We start from the raw sequence: 18,827 nt of genomic DNA on the forward strand, positions 1-18,827 counted from the left end.
CCCAGAGGCCGCAACCTCCTCGTCATATACCCTAGACGTAGACTCAGACCCTCGCTTTATGGGAAAACTTGACGCCTACAATCTCGACGCCAAAGCACTCTTTGATCCAGCCCGACGAAAGCAACTGGAAGAAGCTCAACTCGCACAAGATGACTTGGAAGCCTATCTCAACCAACGCCCCGACGAATACGGCAAAGATCCAAATGGCAACATACTTTCATCCGAAGAAGACCTCTACGACCAAACCCTCAACGAAGCACGCCGTGAACGTGAGGCCACGAGTCTCATTGACCTTGCAACCGCTGCCGGAGAAGCCCTTGCTCGTGGTGACAAGACCATGGCTGGCGATCTCCAAGACGAGATCCTCCAAAGACTCATTGACCGAACCGAAACCTACGAGCACGAGCTAGGCCAAGAAGCCATCGACCAACGTATCCGTCAGCTTACTAAGATCATGGATAACGCCGAAAATGTCGCTAAAGAAAAAGCTGCCAAAGCAGCCACCCAGCGAACTCTTTCTTTCCCGGCCACACCTCAAGCCCCAGAGTCTACACCAGCAGCACAGTCCGAGCCAACCCAGACCGTGCCAACAGCTCCAGTGAGGCCGGTGCGGGGGCCAGAGGGGGCTTCAGGTAGTGAAGGGGAAGGGTCTGGAAAAAAAGAGTTGATGAATGAAGCCGTTGGCTTTATGCGCGACGCGCAAGCAGTTATTAGCAACCCAAATATTGATCCCGTAAGCAAAGCTGCACTGATGCGTGAAGTGCGACAGCTGATGAAGGGTCTAAACGACGCTCTCGACAGTTCGGCTACTGATCCATTGAAAGCTGGCGGACGACCAGCACCGGCGACCAGTGAGAGCGGCGGTGGTCAAGGCGGGCCGGAGAGCGCAGGTGAGCCATCCGAGGAGGAGCAGAGAATCAAGATGCTGAAGGATCACCGCGGTCGATTAGAGGCCCGGCGACGTGCTTTGCAGAAAGAGTATGATGATCTTAAAGATAAGAAAAGTGAAAAGGGGCGTCGGCTGCTACATCGTATTGGAATAGTAGACGGTATGATTGATAAGATTAATAAGCAGCTTGATATATTTGGCGGCGGTGCTTCAGGCGGACCGGATAATAGTGAGCAATCACGACGGTCTAGCGCTGTGAAGCCAGAAGTATCTTTGAATGATAGTGCTAGAGAGAATCGCTTGACAACAGTTGCCGAGGTCAAGAAACTGAGAGAGGCTTACGAGCAGGAGTATGAAAAGCATAAAGAATTTCTGAATAGCTATGAAGAAGATGCCTCTAAATATGATCTGATCTCGTGGTTCAGTAAAGTGCGTGATATTATTACTGCCCTCGAGGAGGCGGAGGAGAAACTTGACAAGCCCTCCTTGTCAGAGCAAGTGAGAAAGTTTCATCTATCAAAAGAAAAGAAGTTACTTGATGAGTTTGCATGGTGGCAGAATAATAAGCCACCGCGCCTGACTGTTGATAGAGATGGTGAAGCAGCCAAACTAGATCCAGGGCGAGAAGGCGATGACCCAAAGCAGAAGCAACAGGGGAGTGACCTTGAGTTGAAAAATGGCTCGGAAAAAAAGGGAGTAGCCAGTATAAGGAAGATATTTGGCTGGGGGCCATCCGGTACGGCATTAATGAGCCGTATAATAACGAGCTATCTAACAAATAAAACAAACGCAGGAAAGAGGTGAGAGTGCCGCAGGGCAAAAGCGCAGGTTTTGTAGAGAGGTGGGCATATCGAGTGAGATCTTTAGCGGCTATGGGTCGGGTCTCTTGGCTGCAATCGCTAGTAAGTTGGTATAAATATGAAGAATTGATATAATAGAATGAAGAGCAGTGAAGCAAAGGAGACGATATGTTCCAACTAGATGATAATTTTTTGAAAGAATTAGGACTAGACCAACTGCCGGATGAGCAGAAGAAGCCGTTTTTACAGCATATTTATAGCGAGTTGGAGCTACGGGTCGGCGAGCGGTTGAGTCAGGGGATGAGCGACGCGCAGCTGGATGAGTTTGCGAACATTATCGACAAGGCGCCGGGCGCGGTAGATGAGTTTCTCGCCAAATATGCGCCAAATTACCAGCAGGAGCCGATGTTTCAGCGGTTGGTGCAGGCAACTAAGGCTGATCCGAATAATCCGGGTCTAAAAGACGAGTTTGCGGCGACGAAGTGGCTAGAGGTAAATCGGCCTGATTATCGCGATGTGGTAGCGGCGACAATGGACGAACTGAAGAAGGAGATCATAACTAACCGCGAGGCTATTTTAGGCGGCATGGGTGCATCCTCGGCGCCGGGGCAAGCTTAGAACGACTTTTAGCTACCTTATAGCCCATGAACTTAGCCTTGATGGCCGCGGAGAAACGCCTCTGCGGTCATTTGTTTACCGCTTGGGGCGATCAGTTCGAGGATGGTTACGTATCGTCCGTCACAGCACTTGACGCTCAGCGGCGATGCTGGGGCGTCTGAGGCGCGAGTTTTAGTGATAATGAGTTCACGGTCATGAATGCGCAGACGACTACGTGGAAAGCCGAGATACGCCCGCACATGGGCATCGGCGGCTGCGGCGGTCATGGTGGCAGGATCAATGAGTGACATATCCTTGGAAAGCAGCTGGCAATACGTGGCATCGGTGTCGTTTTGCGGGGTCGGCTGAAGCGTACCGGTAAGGATGCTTGGCAGCGTGCGCACGAGCAGGTCGCTGCCGGCAGCAAACAGCTCATCATACAGCTGTGGTTTGGTTTCAGTGCCGGTGAGCGGGTGACGGTGTTGGGTGTAAATTGGGCCAGCGTCCATCTGGGCGTCAAGTTGCATAATGGAGATGCCGGTTTCTGAGTCTTGGTGTGCAATGGCCGCCTCGATCGGTGAAGGGCCACGCCATGTTGGCAGTAGTGAAGGGTGGAGATTGATAATGCCGGGAGTGAAGAGGTCGATGATTGACTGGGGGATGATTTTGCCGTAAGCGACGAGGACGCCGGCGACAGGCTGGAGGGCAGTGATATCGGGGATTAGGTCACGGAGTTTGTTGGGCTGCCAGACGAGGATGCCATGTTGGCGGGCAAAGGTTTTGACTGGTGGCTCGGTAAGCTTATGGCCGCGGCCACTACGCATATCGGGTTTGGTGATGACGGCGCGAATGGGAAAACCTGCCTCGTAGAGTGCTTTAAGGGTAATCAGACTGTACGCTTCGGTGCCGAAAAAGATGATTGGTGGCATGTTAGCCCCACAGCTGAGCATTATCTTTGATGTCGGCTTCGTAATCAAGCGGCTGTAATTCACCAGAATCATCAAGCGTGTAAAAAGCGTCGTGTTGGTCGCGGATATGGTCGATAAAGACGACGCCGTTGGTGTGATCGATCTCGTGCTGGATAACACGGGCGAGGAAGCCTTCGGCCTTGAGGCGAATCTCGTTGCCGTCGAGGTCAAGAGCCTTGACGCGGATTTTAGAATGGCGGGGAACTTTGCCGTAGACGTGCTTGACGCTGAGGCAGCCTTCGAAATCGGCGACAATTTCTCCCTCGTATTTGACAATTTCAGGATTGATCAGGGTGGTGAATTCGCGAGTAGCTTTGTCGTCAAAGTCGCTGCGGACGATGATGACGCGCTCGAGATGATCAACCTGGATGGCGGCGAGGGCAGCGCTGATCTCGTGGGGACGAGAATCTTCCCAGTCAAGAGCGGCCGCGATCATATTGGCTGATAACTGGCGCACCTCGTCGGTGATGACGTGAATTTTAGCTGATTTTTGGCGGAGATGCGGATTTGGTAGGGCAATAATATCGTCTTTAGTCATTGTGATTATTATAGCACAGGTGGTTAGAGGAGGCTGGTCGGGTCGAGCTCAGCCTGCCAATGAGCCGGTGGCACGAGGTCAAGGAGACTGACGAGGTCGCTGCGGCGCGGGCTTTTGAGAATGAGCTGCCAGCGGTACGTGTCGCGGACGCGCTCATAAAATGCCGGTGTTGGGCCAAGGATGCGGACGTCGGTCGGGGCGGCCGCCTGCAGTGTCTGGGCGAGCTTTTTGGCGTTGCGGATGGCGGCGGCTTCGGTTTTATAGACGCAGGTTAATTTGAGTAGATAGGTAAATGGCGGAAAGTCGGTGGCGCGTCGCCGAGCGATAGTGCGGGCGTAAAAATCAGTGTAGTTTTGGGCAAGCCCATCGCGGATGGCGGGATGGTCTGGCTGAAAGGTTTGGATGATGACGTCGGTGGCGTGATGAGAGCGGCCAACGCGGCCAACGACTTGGGCCAGCAGCTGGAAGGTGCGCTCGCTTGAGGAAAAGTCAGGCAGCGTCAATCCAGCGTCAGCTTGGACGACACCAACAGTGCGTAGGTGCGGTAGGTCGAGGCCCTTGGCGATCACTTGGGTGCCGATGATGATGTCAATTGAACCGTTTTTGAGCTCGTCGTAGCGCTTGTCGGCCGCATCGTCGGCGGTCGTGTCGGCATCAAAGCGGGCGATGGTGCTTGTGGGAAAGAGCTTGCGTAATTCCGCTTCGATGCGCTTGGTGCCGAGGCCTTTATGAATGATATCGGCATGATGACACTCGGGACAGCTGGTAGGGACGGACGCCCTGAAGCCGCAGATATGACAGAGGAGCTGGTGCTGGTCGGCGTGGAGGGTGAGTGGCACAAAACAGCGCGGACAGCCGGCGTTCCAGCCGCATTGTTCGCATAGGGTGATAGCGGCGGTGCCGCGGCGATTGTGAAAAACGAGGGCTTGATGACCGGCATTGAGCGAGCCAGTGATAGCCGTGAGTAGTTGATCAGAGAGAAAGAAATGCTGAGTAAAGTTCGTACGCTTGGTCATGTCGATCAGCGAGACGCGCGGTTTAACGGCGTCTGAACGGGCGGGTGTGGGCATGGTTATGATGGGCCGGCCAGCGGTTTTTGCCAGAAAATAATCGCTGATCGTAGGGGTGGCGCTGCCGAGAACGAGCTTGGCTTCGTGCTGGCGAGCGAGAATGGCCGCAGTGCGCAGCGCTGAGTAGCGGGGCGATTGCTCCTGCTTGAAGCTGGGTTCGTGACATTCATCAATGACGATGAGGCCCAGTTGCTGGACGGGCATGAACAGGGCTGATCGAGGGCCAATGACGATGGGTGGGTCGCGTGAATTGATAACATGTTGCCAAGTCACGTGCCGCTCGGCTTCGGTCTGGCGCGAGTGGGTGAGGACGATATTGTCGAAATACCTCGCAAATTCGGTAACGAGCTGTGAGGTGAGGGCGATTTCTGGCACCAAAATAATTGACGACAAGCCCTCGTCCATCAGCCGCCGGGCGAGTTCAATATAGACACGCGTCTTGCCAGATCCGGTCACGCCATGTAGCAGCGCGCTACCAGGGAGCATGTCGTCAATGGCGGTGATGGCGGCCCTCTGGTCGGGCGTGAGTGCTGTTGTCGGTGGTTGTGAGGCCTGCGGACTGGCGGCGCGTGCGGGTATGTGGCGGCGCTTCTTCGTTAAACCGCGTGGCAGGATGGTTTGCCAGACGGTTGCGAGATGCGTATGATAATAGCTGCTCATCCACAGAGCCGTCTGGATGAGCGGTAGCGGCACGGGAGCGTCATCTAAAATCTGGACAATTTCTTTAACCGTAAACTCGGGCTTGACGACTGCCGACATAATGATGCCGACGCACTGAGCTGAGCCAACTTCTATAACGACCAGCGCACCGACTGGCAGCCGCTCGGGGTGTGCATAGGTAAACGAATGCGCATCGGCACGAATGATCTTGATCGGTGATACTAAATAGTAGTACATGTCTTGCTTTATTATACCGCGCTGGCTGGTTGAATATAATCATGAGCGTTTTAGGGTGTAAGCACGTATGCTGAGGGTGTAGGGCGTATAATTGTCGAAAAAGCTTGTCGGGTGTTGTAAAATTGTGATACACTGAGTGGTAGCGAAAGGGAATATGGGGAGAGAATGCTTGACATTTTTATTACATCACGAGTGAGACGCAAAATCGTAGTTGTGTATGCCAAGTATCCTGATTTTCATACGCACGTACGTGGCCTAGCGAAGCTGATTAAGGAAGATCCCGGTAACATTCAGCGCGAGCTCAAGCGGCTGGAAAAAGTTGGCTTCTTGAGGAGCGAGAAGCAGGGTAATTCGCGGGCATACTTTACGAACAAGCAGTTCCCGATTTTCAAGGAATTACAGAGTATGGTGATTAAGTCGCAGCAACATGCGGCCCGGCCGAAGCGCGGCTCGGTTGATAGAGATTGATGACCTTATTTGAGCGGATTTTGACGGCGCGGGGTCTCGCGACGCGGTCAGCACGCGAGGCTTTTTTGCAGCCGGATTATGCAGCGGTGAAACATGATCCATTTTTGCTGCCGGACATGCATAAGGCGGTGGCGCGGCTGAAACAAGCGCAGAAGCAGGGCGAAAAAATCGTCATTTACGGTGATTATGACATTGACGGACTGAGCGCCACGGCGCTGCTGCTGGATGCGTTTGGTAAGTTTGGTTTTGAGGGCGTTGACGCTTTCATCCCGAACCGGTTTGTTGAAGGTTATGGTATGACCATGGGCGCGGTGGACAAGGTATGCGACATGGGGGCGGATTTGATCGTGACGGTAGATACCGGTAGTTTGTGCCATGCGGAGATTGCATATGCCGCTAGCTTGGGGATTGATACGGTGGTGACCGATCATCACAATGTTGCTGAGACTCCGCCGCCGAGTGTGGCAGCGGTGAATCCGAAGTTTCCAGGACATACGTATCCATTTCGTGATTTGTGTGGTGCGGGCGTGGCGTTTAAGTTGGTGCAGGCGCTGCAGACTGAATTGGACGGGCTGCCTGATGGCTATGAAAAATGGCTGCTCGATTTGGTGGCGCTAGGGACGGTGTGCGATATCGTGACGTTGGCTGATGAAAATCGAGCGAATGTCTATTGGGGCTTAGAAGTGTTGAAAAAACAACAACGTCCAGGATTGAAAGCGTTGATGGCGGTGGCGGGTATTGAGCCGGAGCAGGTCAATGCCAGGCATTTGGGGTTTGGTTTGGGTCCGCGAATGAATGCAGCGGGCCGGCTGGAGACGGCGCAGCACGCGTTGGACATGCTGGTGGCGCACGATGGGCTGGCGGCACTGGAGGCGAGCGAGAAGTTGGAGGAATTAAATGCTAAGCGGCGCGGTATTCAGGACGCGATTTTTGAGGAAGCATGCGTGCAAGCCGAGGAATTGGCGAATGACCGGGTGCTGGTAGTCAGTAGCGACGGCTGGAATCACGGCGTTATCGGCATCGTGGCGTCGAAACTGGTGGAGAAATATAACAAGCCAGTGTTTATCATTGGCGAACGCGGTGAGGAGGCGACTGGCTCGGCGCGTAGTTTCGGTGATTTTTCAGCGGCGGATGCAGTGCGGGCGGCGGACGACATTATCATCAAAGGCGGCGGGCATGGGGCGGCTGCTGGCGTGACGCTGGCGACTGAAAAGATTGGTGATTTTCGTCGTCGCGTGAATGATTTTTATGATTCGCTGCAACTAACAAACCAAGAGCGATATTTGCTGCCGCGAGCCGACGTGGAAATTGCTGATTTTTCGGAAATTGATGAGGAATTAGTAGAGAATCTGGCAAGAATGGAGCCATTTGGTAATGGTAATCCCGAGCCTGTAGTAAAAATCACTACAGCGAGCGTGTTGAGCGCGCGACGGATGGGCGCGGATGGGCAGCACGTTAAACTGACTTTGCGCGACCAAAATGGCAAGGCGCTGCAAATGCTGGCGTTCAATGCGCCCGAGGCGTTTTTCTGCGAGCCAGGCGACGAGGTGGTAGCGTGGTTTCAGCCAACTATCAACGAATGGCAGGGGGTGCGGACGGTTGAGGGGCGGCTCGTTCACATGGCTTTGTTGGATTGATGTGGTAATTACAACTTTTGTTTGAGGGTGATCACCAGTTGCTTGGGCGCAGCAGTTTTTTGTTGTTAAATTAGCAACGACGTTATGCATTGAGGCCGTGTATCCCCTTCGGGCAATGTCAGTAACTTGACAAATCACAAAAAAGAGAGTAGCATGAACTCATAATATAAAATTGCTAAATGCAAGAAGGAAACAAACATGACACAAAGTTATGAACATAATGGCAATGGAAGTCCAAATCCAAACGCTGCTAATTGGGCCGAGATCGGTAGGGAGGATGGACCAGTTTATCTGGACCTATCTACATTAGATTTTTCTAAAGTAGAAGAGACTTACAGTAAGATCAAAGATCCCAATAAGGCTATTGAGGTTGAGATTTCAGAAACCACTCAGAAGGTAGAAACAGTTATCACAGAAGAAGACGGAACAGAGCGAGTTGAGACGGTTAATACAGCGAATCCTGGTGATGCAATCGTTACGGGCAAGAAAGGCGAGCGTTATGTCATAAATGCCGAAGATTTTCGTAACCTCTATGAGCCACTTACGGAAGAGAATGGTGTAGCCGCTAATGGCAAGTATTTGCCTAAAAATGTTGTGAAGTGCATGGAGAACCCAGAGGGTAAAGAGATTGTCATTGATGCGCCGTGGGGTGGTAGACAGACAGGTGGGGCTAATTGCATAATTGTAGAAAGTCAAATTGAGAACAGTGATGGTAAAAAAGAGAGATATATTATTGAAAGAGGTGCGTTTGAGGCAACATACAAAAAAGATAGCCAAACCGCTGGAGAAGAGTAGCTTTAGTTGGCTGGGCTAAAATATAGTTGCCGGACGCCGCATGGATAAATATCGGGTGGCGTCTTTTCGTGCTCAGTCTAACCGATCTTAGATGCTAATTTGTCAAATATTTTCTCATCTGTTATAATGCAGGAAGTATGGTACAAGTAACACGTAAAGATCAGAAGGAAGCGAACGAGAATGTGATTCGTCGCTTTAATCGCAAGGTGCTGCAGAGCGGTGTCCTTGCGCGGGCAAAGTCGGTGATGCGATTTGCCAAGCCGATTTCCAAGGTTGAGCGCCGCAAGAAAGCGATTATTCGCCGCGAGCGCCGGGCCGAGAAAACAGCCAGGATGCGCATGGGGGCAACGCGTTAATGTCGGCGCTCAAAGCGCGTATTGCTGATGAGATGAAAGCCGCTCTTCTAGGGCGGCATCGTTTTCGGGGTGACGTCCTGCGTAGTTTGAAGGCGGCAATCCTTAATGAGGAGGTATCGCTCGGTAAGCGCGATGAAGGTCTAAATGATGCAGAAGTCGAGAGGGTAGTTGCCCGCGAAGTTAAAAAGCGCAAAGAAAGTGCCGAGTTATACCGGGCAAATGGCCGGGCAGAACTAGCCGAGCCGGAGGAGCAAGAGGCAGCAATTTTACAGGAATTTTTGCCTAAACAGCTGAGCGAAGATGAGATTCGGGCAATGGTCGAGGCAGCGGTTGCTGATTTGGGTGCGACGATGCAGCAGATGGGTCAGGTGATCGGTGCGGTGAAGGCTAAGGCTGGCAATGCGGCTGACGGCGCCTTGATTGCGAAAATTACCAAAGAAACGCTAGCAAAACAATAACAACACAGAAAAAGGAGCAAAGGATGATCTTATTGTTTGGGCCGCCGGGGGCTGGTAAAAGTATGCAGGGGCAGATGTTGGCAGCGCGCCAGGGTTGGAAATGGCTATCGACCGGCGAGATGTTGCGCCGAAGTAATGATCCGGCGGTGATTGATATTTTACGCTCGGGCGAGCTGGTGAGCGATGCGTTGATTTACCAAGTGTTTGAGCAGGCGGTGCAGGATGCGCGCGATAAAAAATATCCAAATATCATTGTGGATGGCTTTCCGCGGACGAAAGAACAGGCGGCATGGCTGGATGAGTATATGGCACGGATGAGTGAGAAGATTGATACGGTGATTTCACTGGAAGTGCCGGAGGCGGAAATTATGCGGCGGCTAGAAAAGCGTGGCCGGTTGGAGGATACGCCAGAGGCGATTGCCCGGCGAATGACGATTTATCGGCAAAAAATGTATCCGGTGTTGGGGATTTTTGCTGAGGCAGGCGTTAGGATTGTCCATCTTGACGGTGTCGGGACGGCTGGTGAAGTACATGACCGGATTTATGAAGAGGTGGCGTACGCATGCCAACTTTAATTACGGGTGAGAAAACGCCGCAGCAGATGAAGGATATGCGCGAATGCGGGCGGATGTTGGCGACGATTTATGACGAGTTGCGCCAGCGGGTAACGGCTGGTATGAGTGAATTGGATGTCAATGAGTTTGTGGCCGGGCGAATCAAGGATTTTGGTGCGGAGGCGACGTATTTGACGGATGAGGTGAAATTCCCAGGGGTGATTTGCGTGTCGACTAATGAGCAATTGGTGCACTCATTTCCGACAGACTATGTGTTTGAGAAGGGCGATGTAGTGAGCTTTGACCTGGTGATTGGCTACCGCGACATGAAGACCGATAGCGCGTTTACTATGGTGATTGACAAAGAGCCGCGCGGCGCTAAGAAGCATTTGCTGCACGCGACAGAGCAAAGTTTGTATGCGGGAATTGATGCGATTTCCGGTGAGGGAACGCGCGTTGGCGATATTTCGGCTGGCGTGGAAGCGGTATTGAAGAAGGCTAAATTGGGTATCATTCGCGAGCTGGTTGGCCACGGTGTGGGGCTGGAAATGCACATGAGTCCAGAGATTCCAAATTATGGCCGACGCGGTACCGGGCCAGTGCTGCACGCAGGCGACACGATTGCCATCGAGCCGATGGCCAGCCTCGGCGGCGAGAAAATTGTGACTGAGGATGACGGCTGGACGATTAGCATGAAAGACGGCAGTTTGGGTGCACATTTTGAACATACCGTGCTGATCACCGAGACGGGTGCGGAGATTTTGACGACGCTCTAGGCTATCTGGTATACTAAGCATATGCAAGAACAATCTCGATATGTGGTAGGAATTGATGTTGGTACGAAGACCGTGCGCTGCGTGGTCGGACATATCGGGGAGTCGGGGCTGCCAAACATTGTTGGTGTCGGCGTGAGTGAAAATAGCGGCATGCGTAAGGGTGCGGTATCGAACTTGACGGGGCCGGCGGCGGCGATTGACAAGGCGCTCGAGGCGGCCGAACGCATGAGCGGTCATCATATTAATGCAGCGGCGCTGAGCGTCAATGGGTCGCATATCTTGAGCACCAAAGCTGATGGTATGATCGCGGTGGGGATGAGTGGCGGTGAAGTGACGGACGAGGATGTGCTGCGGATTGAAGAAGTGGCGACGACCGGGAAGGTGCCGGCTAATCGAGAGATTTTGGAGATTGTGCCGCATGCCTATCGGCTGGACGGACAGGATAACATCAAGGATCCGGTGGGGATGAGCGGGACGCGCCTGGAGCTGCGGGCTAATGTGGTCTCGGGTCTGACGCCGTATGTGGCGAATTTACGCCGCTCGGCCGAGATGGCCAATGTCACTGCCTCGAGCCTAACACCGAGCGTGTTGGCAGCGGCGCGAGCGGTGCTCAGCGAGTCGCAGATTGAGAACGGCGTGGCGGTTATCGACATTGGTGGTAGCACGACCGGTGTGGCCGTGTTTGAAGAGGGCGATTTGCAGCATGTGGCGGTGATCCCGATGGGAGCGCAGAATGTGACAAATGATGTGGCGATTGGGCTAAAGACTGACCCGGAGATCGCTGAGGCAGTCAAATTGGCGCATGCCCGGCTGGGCGGTGGCAAGGCTGGTCGCGTTGATACCAAGCATGACAAACAGGTGTACACATTTGAACAAAGCGAGATTGATGAGATTGTCGAGGCGCGCTACGAGGAGATTTTCGAGCTAGTCGCCAAAGAATTGAAGCGGGCCGGCGGCATTGGACGGCTGCCGAGCGGTGTGGTGCTGGTTGGTGGCGGCGCTAAGGTCAAGGATCTGGTCGAATTTGCGAAAAATAGCCTCGGCGTGGCGGCTAAACTAGGTGTGCCGGCAGGATATGCAGGCGTGAGCGACGAGGCGAATGGGCCGGAGTTTGCGGCGGCAATTGGCCTGATGCTCATTGACGGGGCAGGGGCTGAGCGGGCCGAGCAGACGCATAGCAAGGTAGGTTCGGTGACCAAGAAAGCCGGCGGGATGATTAGTCGATTACTAGCGAGGTTTAAGTAGGAGCTAGTAGACAAAGATGGTATACTTGATAAGAGAAAGATAGGGAGAGGAAAATGCCGCAGATTACACCAAGTGAAGTTCAAACGTTTGCCAGTATCAAAGTTGTCGGTGTCGGTGGAGCTGGTGGTTCGGCCATTAATCGGATGAAAGATGCGGGGCTGGCTGGCGTGCAGTTTATCGCCATGAACACTGACGCTCAGGCGCTGCACAATTCCAAGGCGGATGTCAAGATTCATCTCGGGCACACCACGACTAATGGGTTGGGCGCCGGTGCTGATCCGATGGTTGGTGAGGCGGCGGCTAATGAGTCGCGTGAGGAGATTCGCCAGGCGCTTGAGGGTGCGGACATGGTGTTTGTGACGATTGGTGCTGGTGGCGGCACCGGATCGGGCGCTGGGCATATCGTGGCGGAGATCGCTCGCGAGATGGACATCCTGGTGGTTGGCGTGGCGACGCGGCCGTTTAGTTTTGAAGGCGAGAAGCGTCGGGTGAATGCAGACTGGGCAATTACTCACTTGGGCCGACAGGTTGATACTTTGATTACTATTCCGAATGACCGATTGCTGCAGACGATTGATCGGCGGACGCCGCTGCTCGAGACGTTCAAGATTGCTGATGACGTGCTGCGCCAAGGTGTGCAGGGTATTTCTGAGCTGATTACCGAGCATGGTTTGATTAATCTCGACTTTGCTGATGTCAAGGCGGTGATGAGTCGGGCTGGTTCGGCGCTGATGGGGATCGGTCGGGCCGATGGCGAGAACCGTGCGGTGCAGGCCGCTCAGCAAGCGATCGAGAGTCCACTGATCGAGGTGTCGATTGACGGTGCAAAGGGCGTGTTGTTTAACGTGACCGGTGGCTATGACATGAGCATGGCAGAGATTCAGGAGGCGGCTGAGGTAATTACCAGCGCGGTCAGTCCTGATGCCAATATTATCTTTGGAGCGACGCTCAAGCCAGAACTTGAAGACGAGGTGATTATCACGGTTATCGCCACCGGGTTCGATAGTGAAACCTATCATGATCACGAGGTGAGTTTGACGAGTGAAGCATCGCATGAATCAGAGACTGAAGTTGATGATGAGGTGGTTGAAGGGATTGATCTGGAGCTCAGTGAGCAGAGCGGAGCGACGGACTTTACGTCTGAGCAGGAAAATAACATCTGGGATCAGCCAGCTGAGGATGAGGCGGACGAAGATGATACGCCAGCCTTCCTTCGCCGCCGCAAAAAGAACAAGGAGGAATAAATGAGCGGATTTAACATTGGTGATAGCCGCGTGATCGAGTCGCGAGAGGTTTCTGATGGCGTGGCGATTCGCCGCCGCCGCGAGACGCCGGATGGACGGCGTTTCACTACGTATGAACGAGTAGAAAAGCCAAACCTCATTGTGATCAAGAAAAATGGTAGTCGTGAACTATTTGATCGAGTCAAGCTCGCGCATGCGGTGCGCCAGTCGGTCGGCAAATTCCTTAAATCCGACGAGGAAGTCGAGTCGATTATCACGGCGGTTGAAGATAAGTTGTATGCCCTGGGCGCTTCAGAAGTGCCGTCGCGGCAGATCGGCGAGTTTGTACTGGATGAATTAGCGAAGCGTAACGAGGTGGCGTATGTACGTTTTGCCAGCGTGTTTCAGAAGTTTGAAACGCTGGATGATTTCGTCAAGATATTGGAACAGCGTCGCCAGAAAGGACAAGAATAATGCGAGTCGTTGTCGTATACCGGGCGGAAAGTGATTACGCGCGCCAAGTCACTAGTTTTCTGCATGACTTTAGTCGGCAGACGGGGCACACGATTGAAGAGCTTGACCCAGATTCGGCTGAGGGCAGCGATTTTTGCCGGACATACGACGTCGTTGAATACCCGACTGTTATCGCGCTGAGCGCTGATAGCCAGATGCAGAACATGTGGCGCGGATTACCGCTACCGACGATTAGTGAGGTGAGTTTTTATGTTTGACATGCTGCGTAAGTGGCTCTCGAACAAAGATTCAAAACGCCGGCAGTTCGCAGCATTAGCGCTGCTGCTCGGCAGCGGTTTGGGTTTGTTGGCCTCGTTTGTACTGTCGATCGAGGCGCTGACGCTTGCTAAAAATTCGCATGCTGCATTGAACTGCGACTTGAATTCGGTGATAAGCTGTTCGGCGGTGGCAAACCATTGGTCGGCGACACTACTCGGCTTTCCTAATAGTTTTATTGGTATGATGACGCTGCCGGTGATGGTGACAATTGCGGTGGCGCTGCTAGCGGGCACGAAGTTTCCGAAGTGGTTTATGTGGGGCGCGCAGCTTGGCGCGGTGGCGGGCCTTCTGTTTGCTGGTTGGATGTTTTATATGAGTTATGTTGAGATTGGTGCGTTGTGTCCGTGGTGTTTGACGCTGGATGCGGGTATGCTGCTGGTCTGTTACGGACTGACGAGATATAATGTGGTGACTAGGATGGTTGGCGGTAGGCGTATGAGAAAATTTGTCGACCGGGGATTTGACACGTTCCTGTTGGCGCTAGTGACCGTTGTGATCGTTGTTGTTATTTTAGCAACATTTGGGCGTGAGCTATTTGCATAAATTAAGAGTAGGCGTATTGAATAATGGTGCTGGTATCCGTATACTGGGCATATGAAGAAAATTTTTCTCATTAGAGCGTTTTTGGGTGTTACCATTGTGTCGCTCGGCGGGATTTTGCTGCTGCGGAATCTCGGAGTTATTACCTTTAATAGCTGGCCCCTGTTTTGGGGCGCTTTTTGGGCCTTTGCTGGCTTATTGATACTATTATTCAGTTATCGCAGACCGATAGACTGGGTGTGGGGGCTGTTATTGATAGCTGTTGGCGTGTTGATCGGGCTGAGTGCTTATGGTGTAATTAATATTGGTACGTGGAAATCATTCTGGCCGGTAATACTGATTGCTATTGGTTTGTCGGTCGTGTTTGGTATTGGTTCAGGCCGTCGGCAGCCTAAAAAGCGGGTGGCTGATGATGGTGATAGTGAAAAAGTTGCAATTTTTTACGGTGAAGAATCGCGGGTGAAAGGCGATTATACTGGCGGCTCGGTGACAGCGGTATTTGGCGGCGTAGATTTGGATTTGCGCCAGGCGAAGATCAAGGATGGTGCAGTCATCGACGTCTTTACCTTTTGTGGCGGCGCCAGCATTAGTTTGCCGGACGACGTAATTGTCCAAAATGATGTTCGCGGTATTTTGGGCGGCAGTGAGGATAAAACTGCGCCGAAGTCTTCTGCTAAAAAGACAATCCACCTGAGGGGTGAGTGTATTTTGGGCGGCTTGGAAGTTAAATAAGCTTTTTACCATACAAAAAGCCAGTGGATAATTCTACTGGCTTTTATGTTTTAAGAGTAGTGCGCGGCAGAAGCATTATAAACTTGACAAATATAGATATATAGAGTATTATTTGGATAATTCAGTAAAGTAAGAAAAAAAGGAATTAGGTAAAAATAATGCATGATCATTTATCGCCACGACATGAGTATCCGATACCACCGGTATCATTGGTGAATGAGGCCTATGATGGAATCATTGAGCACAACAAGGGAATTAGTCCATTTAGAGACCTAGTACTTGCTATAATAGCAACAAACAAAGCCAAAGCAGCCGAGGTAGACGGTGGTAGTCTCGAAGAGGCTTTATCGGATCGGGCCAACAAGAATCGTATCGAGGCCGATATCCAATGTCTGCGGCATGCAGAAATTCTTGGTGGTGCGGGTGTTCGACTGGCGAACGAGAGCGGCTCAATGGCGATAATCGGTAGTTCTAGCGAGACCATGATCGGTGACGGTGAAATTCATCCGGTTGTTCCGGGTGATTCACTGGAGGATGTTGGTAAATTTGTACAGTATGTGGAGAACCTACAACCAGGTGATGACCTTCGACTAGTAGTAGATGTTTTGAAGACGACCCGAAGCGCAATTGCGAAGGGCTGTAAGGGTCAGTATCGTGAAGGTATTGCTGATGCCGATAGAAATGAGCTCCAGAGTCGGGTAGGGAAAGAAATGGAAAAGTTCATACGGATTGATGAGGCGGCACAGGGCATCAATGTGCCCGAAGCTTTGTCTAAAAGATACCAAGAACTTAAAGACAAGGGATATGATAAGCTTTATAATACTTACGGGGAATTTATTGAGGCCAAAGAGGCAATGGGAGTCTATAAAGACCTCAAGGATGCCGTTACGTATTATACACAAAATGTTTTGCCGGAGTTTGTATTTTTGGGCGACGCTGATGATGAGAGGCTATTAGAGCCTTGGCCATATGTAGATGCTGGCATAGAAAATGTAATTGTGCGGATAACTAATAAGGCTGTGCAAGTAATTCAGGCGAATCATTCACCTGAGGCATTGGCTTATGCCCAACGATATGCTAATAATTTTGAGGTCGGTCTGATAAAAACATTAGATTATCTGCGTGAGTTTCCCGACGAGGATTGTCAAAACTGTTGGTTGGGTGATGGTGAAACTGAGAGAACATATTCCTCTATCGTACAGGAATGCCTGGATAAGCTACGTCGGGCAAAGGATGACGCAAAGATTAATGAGCAATTCAACCAGATCATAGATGGCCTGAGATGGTAGTATCTAGTAATTCCGTCGAAAACGCGCTACAATGTGAGTAGGGCGTTTTCGTGTGTGCTGGGTGAGTAGTCTTGGCGATACTAGCGCGAAATGAGCGGCTATCAACCGCGAAGCCTGCGGGAAGAAATTGGCTTTTTATCAGCTGAGATTAGACCCCGCCGTGACTCGCTGCGACAAAGTGACAAGTGAGCGCTAAAAGAGTGCGTGGATGCCGGTCAACTTGGCAAAGATCGCGAAGAATCACTTCTTTTGGAATCGAGATGGTACCGTCCGTTTGAAGCACCTCCAGCGGATTCTCGAAGTCAAGAGAGGTGATTTTTGTTTGTATAAGGAGTAGCCATGCCAATACCAGCCCACAAGTCAGCCTTGCAGCACGCCATTCGCCACGAGTGTGCGGCGCTGTGGCCACTGCTCGAGGCAGCCGCTCCCTGGGCGGATGAGCTGGTGCTTCCGGGGCAGATAAAAGGCACGATGATGAATACTCACCAGCTAGCCAGCTATCTACTGGGGTGGGCTACCACGGTGCTAGAGTGGGGTAGTGCATATCATCAGACTCATACGGTGCCGACGATTATTACCACTGGCTATGGCGCGGTAGCGCAAAAGTTCTATATGCAATATACTGATATAGCGTATGGTGCCGTACTGACAAAGCTTGATGAAACGGTGGCAGCGCTTGACCAACTGATTGAGCAGACATCAGAAGACGACCTCTACCGCGTCGTATGGTATCGGACGAAGACGAGTGGACGAGAGTATACCATGGCACGGATAATTGAGCTCAACACAGTCGCGCCATTGCGAAATGCACACGGTAGGTTGCGCAAGGCTATGGAGGAGAGAGGATGAGCATGCAACAAAACGCAGCTTTGCCTAAAAGAATCATTACGTTATGTGGATCGATTAAATTCATTGATGTAATGACGAGCGTGGCTGAGCAATTGGAGCTGGCTGGTTTTGAAGTGTTGCGACCGGTGGCGTCTGGTGAGCCGGAATTTACGGTGGATGTTGAGCGTGCGAAAGCGATCCGTCATCGTTTAATTAAACAACATTTGGCAAAAATCGATCAGTCGGTGGCAGTTTTGGTCGTTAATCCACCAAAAAATCAAGTTAATAATTATATTGGTGTGAGTACGCTGGGTGAGATGATGTATGCGTTTGGTACAAATAAGCCGATTTTTATCTTGAATCAGTTACCAACGGAACTTGATTACGCAGTGGATTTAGCGGCGCTAGAGCCGATCGAATTAAACGGTGATTTAACGAAAATAACAACTAATTTGGGGGCTTGCCGTGGCTAGTTCTCAAGCATTTATCAAATATTTCAAAGAGCAATTGACGGCGAGTGGCGCTGGTGAGATTTATTGTCGTAAAATGTTTGGTGATTATGGTGTTTATTGCGACGGTGTATTTTTTGCGTTGGTTTGTGACGATACCTTTTTTATTAAAATAACAGAAGCTGGCAAGGTGATTTTGGGTAAAAATTATTCGACTGGACTAGCTTATAGTGGCGCCAAAACGCCGATGTTTAAAATTGATGATTTTGAAGATTATGATTTAATGCGCCAATTAATTCAAGTAACTTGTGCCGAGTTAATAAAGAAAGGTAAGGGCAAAAAATGAAGCAAGAAATAATTTCACAAGATCCAGATCTAAAGGTGTCAGTCCTAAAAACCTCCTTTGTCTATCGGAATCAGGTAATTCAAGCAGAATGGTTTGATGTTGACGACAAGACAGTGATTCCCGATTTACCATGGCAACAGATTTATGTGATTGGTGATCTTGATGGCAAGGTACCGTTGGTTTATTACGCACATGGTAGGGAAAATTTACCTGGTGGGCATACTGAGCCAGGCGAAACCCTCGAACAAACATTATGTCGTGAAGTACAAGAAGAGCTAAATATGCGAGTGGCTGAGTGGAGACCGATTGGTTATCAAGTTTTAACCAATCCTGACGGTAGAATAGATCATCAATTTCGGGCAGTGGCGAAGCTTGAGAAGTTAGGTGAATTTGCAGGTGATGTCGGTGGCTTGGTGATTGGCTATCGCTTGGTGGATATCGATGAAGTGAATCAACGGATTGGTTATGGTGATATTGGGGAGCGTATGATAGCACGCGCAAAGAACATACTAAAATCAATGGTGATTGTGCGTGACAGGATATTTAAAAAGAATATAAAAGGTTAAATAAAGGAGATAAT

Annotated in this window: 23 protein-coding genes; 20 read left to right on the plus strand and 3 right to left on the minus strand. The window is 51.3% G+C overall.

Translation table 11 applies throughout. The features are described 5' to 3' along the window. The first annotated feature begins 58 nt into the window (after positions 1–58). On the plus strand, positions 59–1,693 hold the full coding sequence (locus GWK76_00825) for a hypothetical protein (protein ID QHU91872.1): 1,635 nt from the start codon (positions 59–61) through the stop codon (positions 1,691–1,693). 164 nt (positions 1,694–1,857) lie between these two features. Next, the gene (locus tag GWK76_00830; protein QHU91873.1) at positions 1,858–2,307 is read left to right on the plus strand and encodes a hypothetical protein; all 450 of its coding nucleotides are present in this window, start codon (positions 1,858–1,860) and stop codon (positions 2,305–2,307) included. A 32-nt stretch (positions 2,308–2,339) separates the two neighbouring features. On the opposite strand, the gene fmt is transcribed toward GWK76_00830, so the two are convergent. From fmt to priA, 3 genes are read right to left on the minus strand one after another with little or no spacing between them, the layout of a single operon-like run. Continuing rightward, positions 2,340–3,215, minus strand: coding sequence for a methionyl-tRNA formyltransferase (gene fmt / locus GWK76_00835; GenBank protein ID QHU91874.1), 876 nt, complete (start codon positions 3,213–3,215; stop codon positions 2,340–2,342). Between the two features lies 1 nt (position 3,216). After that, on the minus strand, positions 3,217–3,792 hold the full coding sequence (gene def, locus GWK76_00840; GenBank protein QHU91875.1) for a peptide deformylase: 576 nt from the start codon (positions 3,790–3,792) through the stop codon (positions 3,217–3,219). A gap of 23 nt (positions 3,793–3,815) precedes the next feature. After that, complete coding sequence (gene priA, locus GWK76_00845; GenBank protein ID QHU91876.1) at positions 3,816–5,759, minus strand: primosomal protein N'; 1,944 nt, start codon at positions 5,757–5,759, stop codon at positions 3,816–3,818. A gap of 165 nt (positions 5,760–5,924) precedes the next feature. On the opposite strand from priA, the gene GWK76_00850 reads away from it, so the two are divergent. From GWK76_00850 to GWK76_00935, 18 genes are all read left to right on the plus strand, one after another. Next, entirely contained in the window at positions 5,925–6,227 is a 303-nt protein-coding gene (locus tag GWK76_00850) for an ArsR family transcriptional regulator (GenBank protein ID QHU91877.1), read from the plus strand. Beyond that, positions 6,227–7,864 (plus strand): single-stranded-DNA-specific exonuclease RecJ, encoded by a 1,638-nt coding sequence (gene recJ, locus GWK76_00855; protein ID QHU91878.1) that lies wholly within the window; start codon positions 6,227–6,229, stop codon positions 7,862–7,864. The genes GWK76_00850 and recJ overlap by 1 nt, the downstream gene beginning before the upstream one ends. Positions 7,865–8,062: 198 nt before the next feature. Continuing rightward, positions 8,063–8,659, plus strand: coding sequence for a hypothetical protein (locus GWK76_00860; GenBank protein ID QHU91879.1), 597 nt, complete (start codon positions 8,063–8,065; stop codon positions 8,657–8,659). 137 nt (positions 8,660–8,796) lie between these two features. Further along, positions 8,797–9,015, plus strand: a complete 219-nt coding sequence (locus tag GWK76_00865) for a 30S ribosomal protein S21 (GenBank protein QHU91880.1) — start codon at positions 8,797–8,799, stop codon at positions 9,013–9,015. Next, positions 9,015–9,473: a GatB/YqeY domain-containing protein gene (locus GWK76_00870; GenBank protein ID QHU91881.1), complete on the plus strand. Its 459-nt coding sequence runs from the start codon at positions 9,015–9,017 to the stop codon at positions 9,471–9,473. Before GWK76_00865 ends, GWK76_00870 begins: the two co-directional genes overlap by 1 nt. Positions 9,474–9,496: 23 nt before the next feature. After that, the gene (locus GWK76_00875) at positions 9,497–10,048 is read left to right on the plus strand and encodes an AAA family ATPase (protein ID QHU91882.1); all 552 of its coding nucleotides are present in this window, start codon (positions 9,497–9,499) and stop codon (positions 10,046–10,048) included. Further along, positions 10,036–10,803, plus strand: a complete 768-nt coding sequence (map, locus tag GWK76_00880; GenBank protein QHU91883.1) for a type I methionyl aminopeptidase — start codon at positions 10,036–10,038, stop codon at positions 10,801–10,803. Before GWK76_00875 ends, map begins: the two co-directional genes overlap by 13 nt. A 21-nt stretch (positions 10,804–10,824) precedes the next feature. After that, positions 10,825–12,048, plus strand: coding sequence for a cell division protein FtsA (gene ftsA, locus GWK76_00885; GenBank protein ID QHU91884.1), 1,224 nt, complete (start codon positions 10,825–10,827; stop codon positions 12,046–12,048). Between the two features lie 53 nt (positions 12,049–12,101). Further along, positions 12,102–13,292, plus strand: a complete 1,191-nt coding sequence (gene ftsZ, locus GWK76_00890; GenBank protein QHU91885.1) for a cell division protein FtsZ — start codon at positions 12,102–12,104, stop codon at positions 13,290–13,292. After that, on the plus strand, positions 13,293–13,745 hold the full coding sequence (nrdR, locus tag GWK76_00895; protein ID QHU91886.1) for a transcriptional repressor NrdR: 453 nt from the start codon (positions 13,293–13,295) through the stop codon (positions 13,743–13,745). It begins immediately after the preceding gene. Further along, positions 13,745–14,002: a hypothetical protein gene (locus GWK76_00900; protein QHU91887.1), complete on the plus strand. Its 258-nt coding sequence runs from the start codon at positions 13,745–13,747 to the stop codon at positions 14,000–14,002. The genes nrdR and GWK76_00900 overlap by 1 nt, the downstream gene beginning before the upstream one ends. After that, a complete protein-coding gene (locus GWK76_00905; GenBank protein ID QHU91888.1) occupies positions 13,995–14,606 on the plus strand; it encodes a vitamin K epoxide reductase in 612 nt (203 codons plus the stop codon). The genes GWK76_00900 and GWK76_00905 overlap by 8 nt, the downstream gene beginning before the upstream one ends. Before the next feature lie 51 nt (positions 14,607–14,657). Next, positions 14,658–15,335: a hypothetical protein gene (locus GWK76_00910; protein QHU91889.1), complete on the plus strand. Its 678-nt coding sequence runs from the start codon at positions 14,658–14,660 to the stop codon at positions 15,333–15,335. A gap of 158 nt (positions 15,336–15,493) precedes the next feature. After that, positions 15,494–16,624, plus strand: a complete 1,131-nt coding sequence (locus GWK76_00915) for a hypothetical protein (GenBank protein ID QHU91890.1) — start codon at positions 15,494–15,496, stop codon at positions 16,622–16,624. Positions 16,625–16,963: 339 nt separating this feature from the next. After that, positions 16,964–17,473 (plus strand): ClbS/DfsB family four-helix bundle protein, encoded by a 510-nt coding sequence (locus tag GWK76_00920; protein QHU91891.1) that lies wholly within the window; start codon positions 16,964–16,966, stop codon positions 17,471–17,473. After that, positions 17,470–17,925 (plus strand): hypothetical protein, encoded by a 456-nt coding sequence (locus GWK76_00925; GenBank protein QHU91892.1) that lies wholly within the window; start codon positions 17,470–17,472, stop codon positions 17,923–17,925. Before GWK76_00920 ends, GWK76_00925 begins: the two co-directional genes overlap by 4 nt. Next, positions 17,918–18,247: a competence protein TfoX gene (locus tag GWK76_00930; GenBank protein QHU91893.1), complete on the plus strand. Its 330-nt coding sequence runs from the start codon at positions 17,918–17,920 to the stop codon at positions 18,245–18,247. Before GWK76_00925 ends, GWK76_00930 begins: the two co-directional genes overlap by 8 nt. Then, positions 18,244–18,813: an NUDIX domain-containing protein gene (locus tag GWK76_00935; protein ID QHU91894.1), complete on the plus strand. Its 570-nt coding sequence runs from the start codon at positions 18,244–18,246 to the stop codon at positions 18,811–18,813. The genes GWK76_00930 and GWK76_00935 overlap by 4 nt, the downstream gene beginning before the upstream one ends. The last annotated feature ends 14 nt before the right edge of the window (positions 18,814–18,827 follow it).

The sequence above is a fragment of the Candidatus Saccharibacteria bacterium oral taxon 488 genome (assembly GCA_010202465.1).
Taxonomy (GTDB): domain Bacteria; phylum Patescibacteriota; class Saccharimonadia; order Saccharimonadales; family Saccharimonadaceae; genus Nanosynbacter.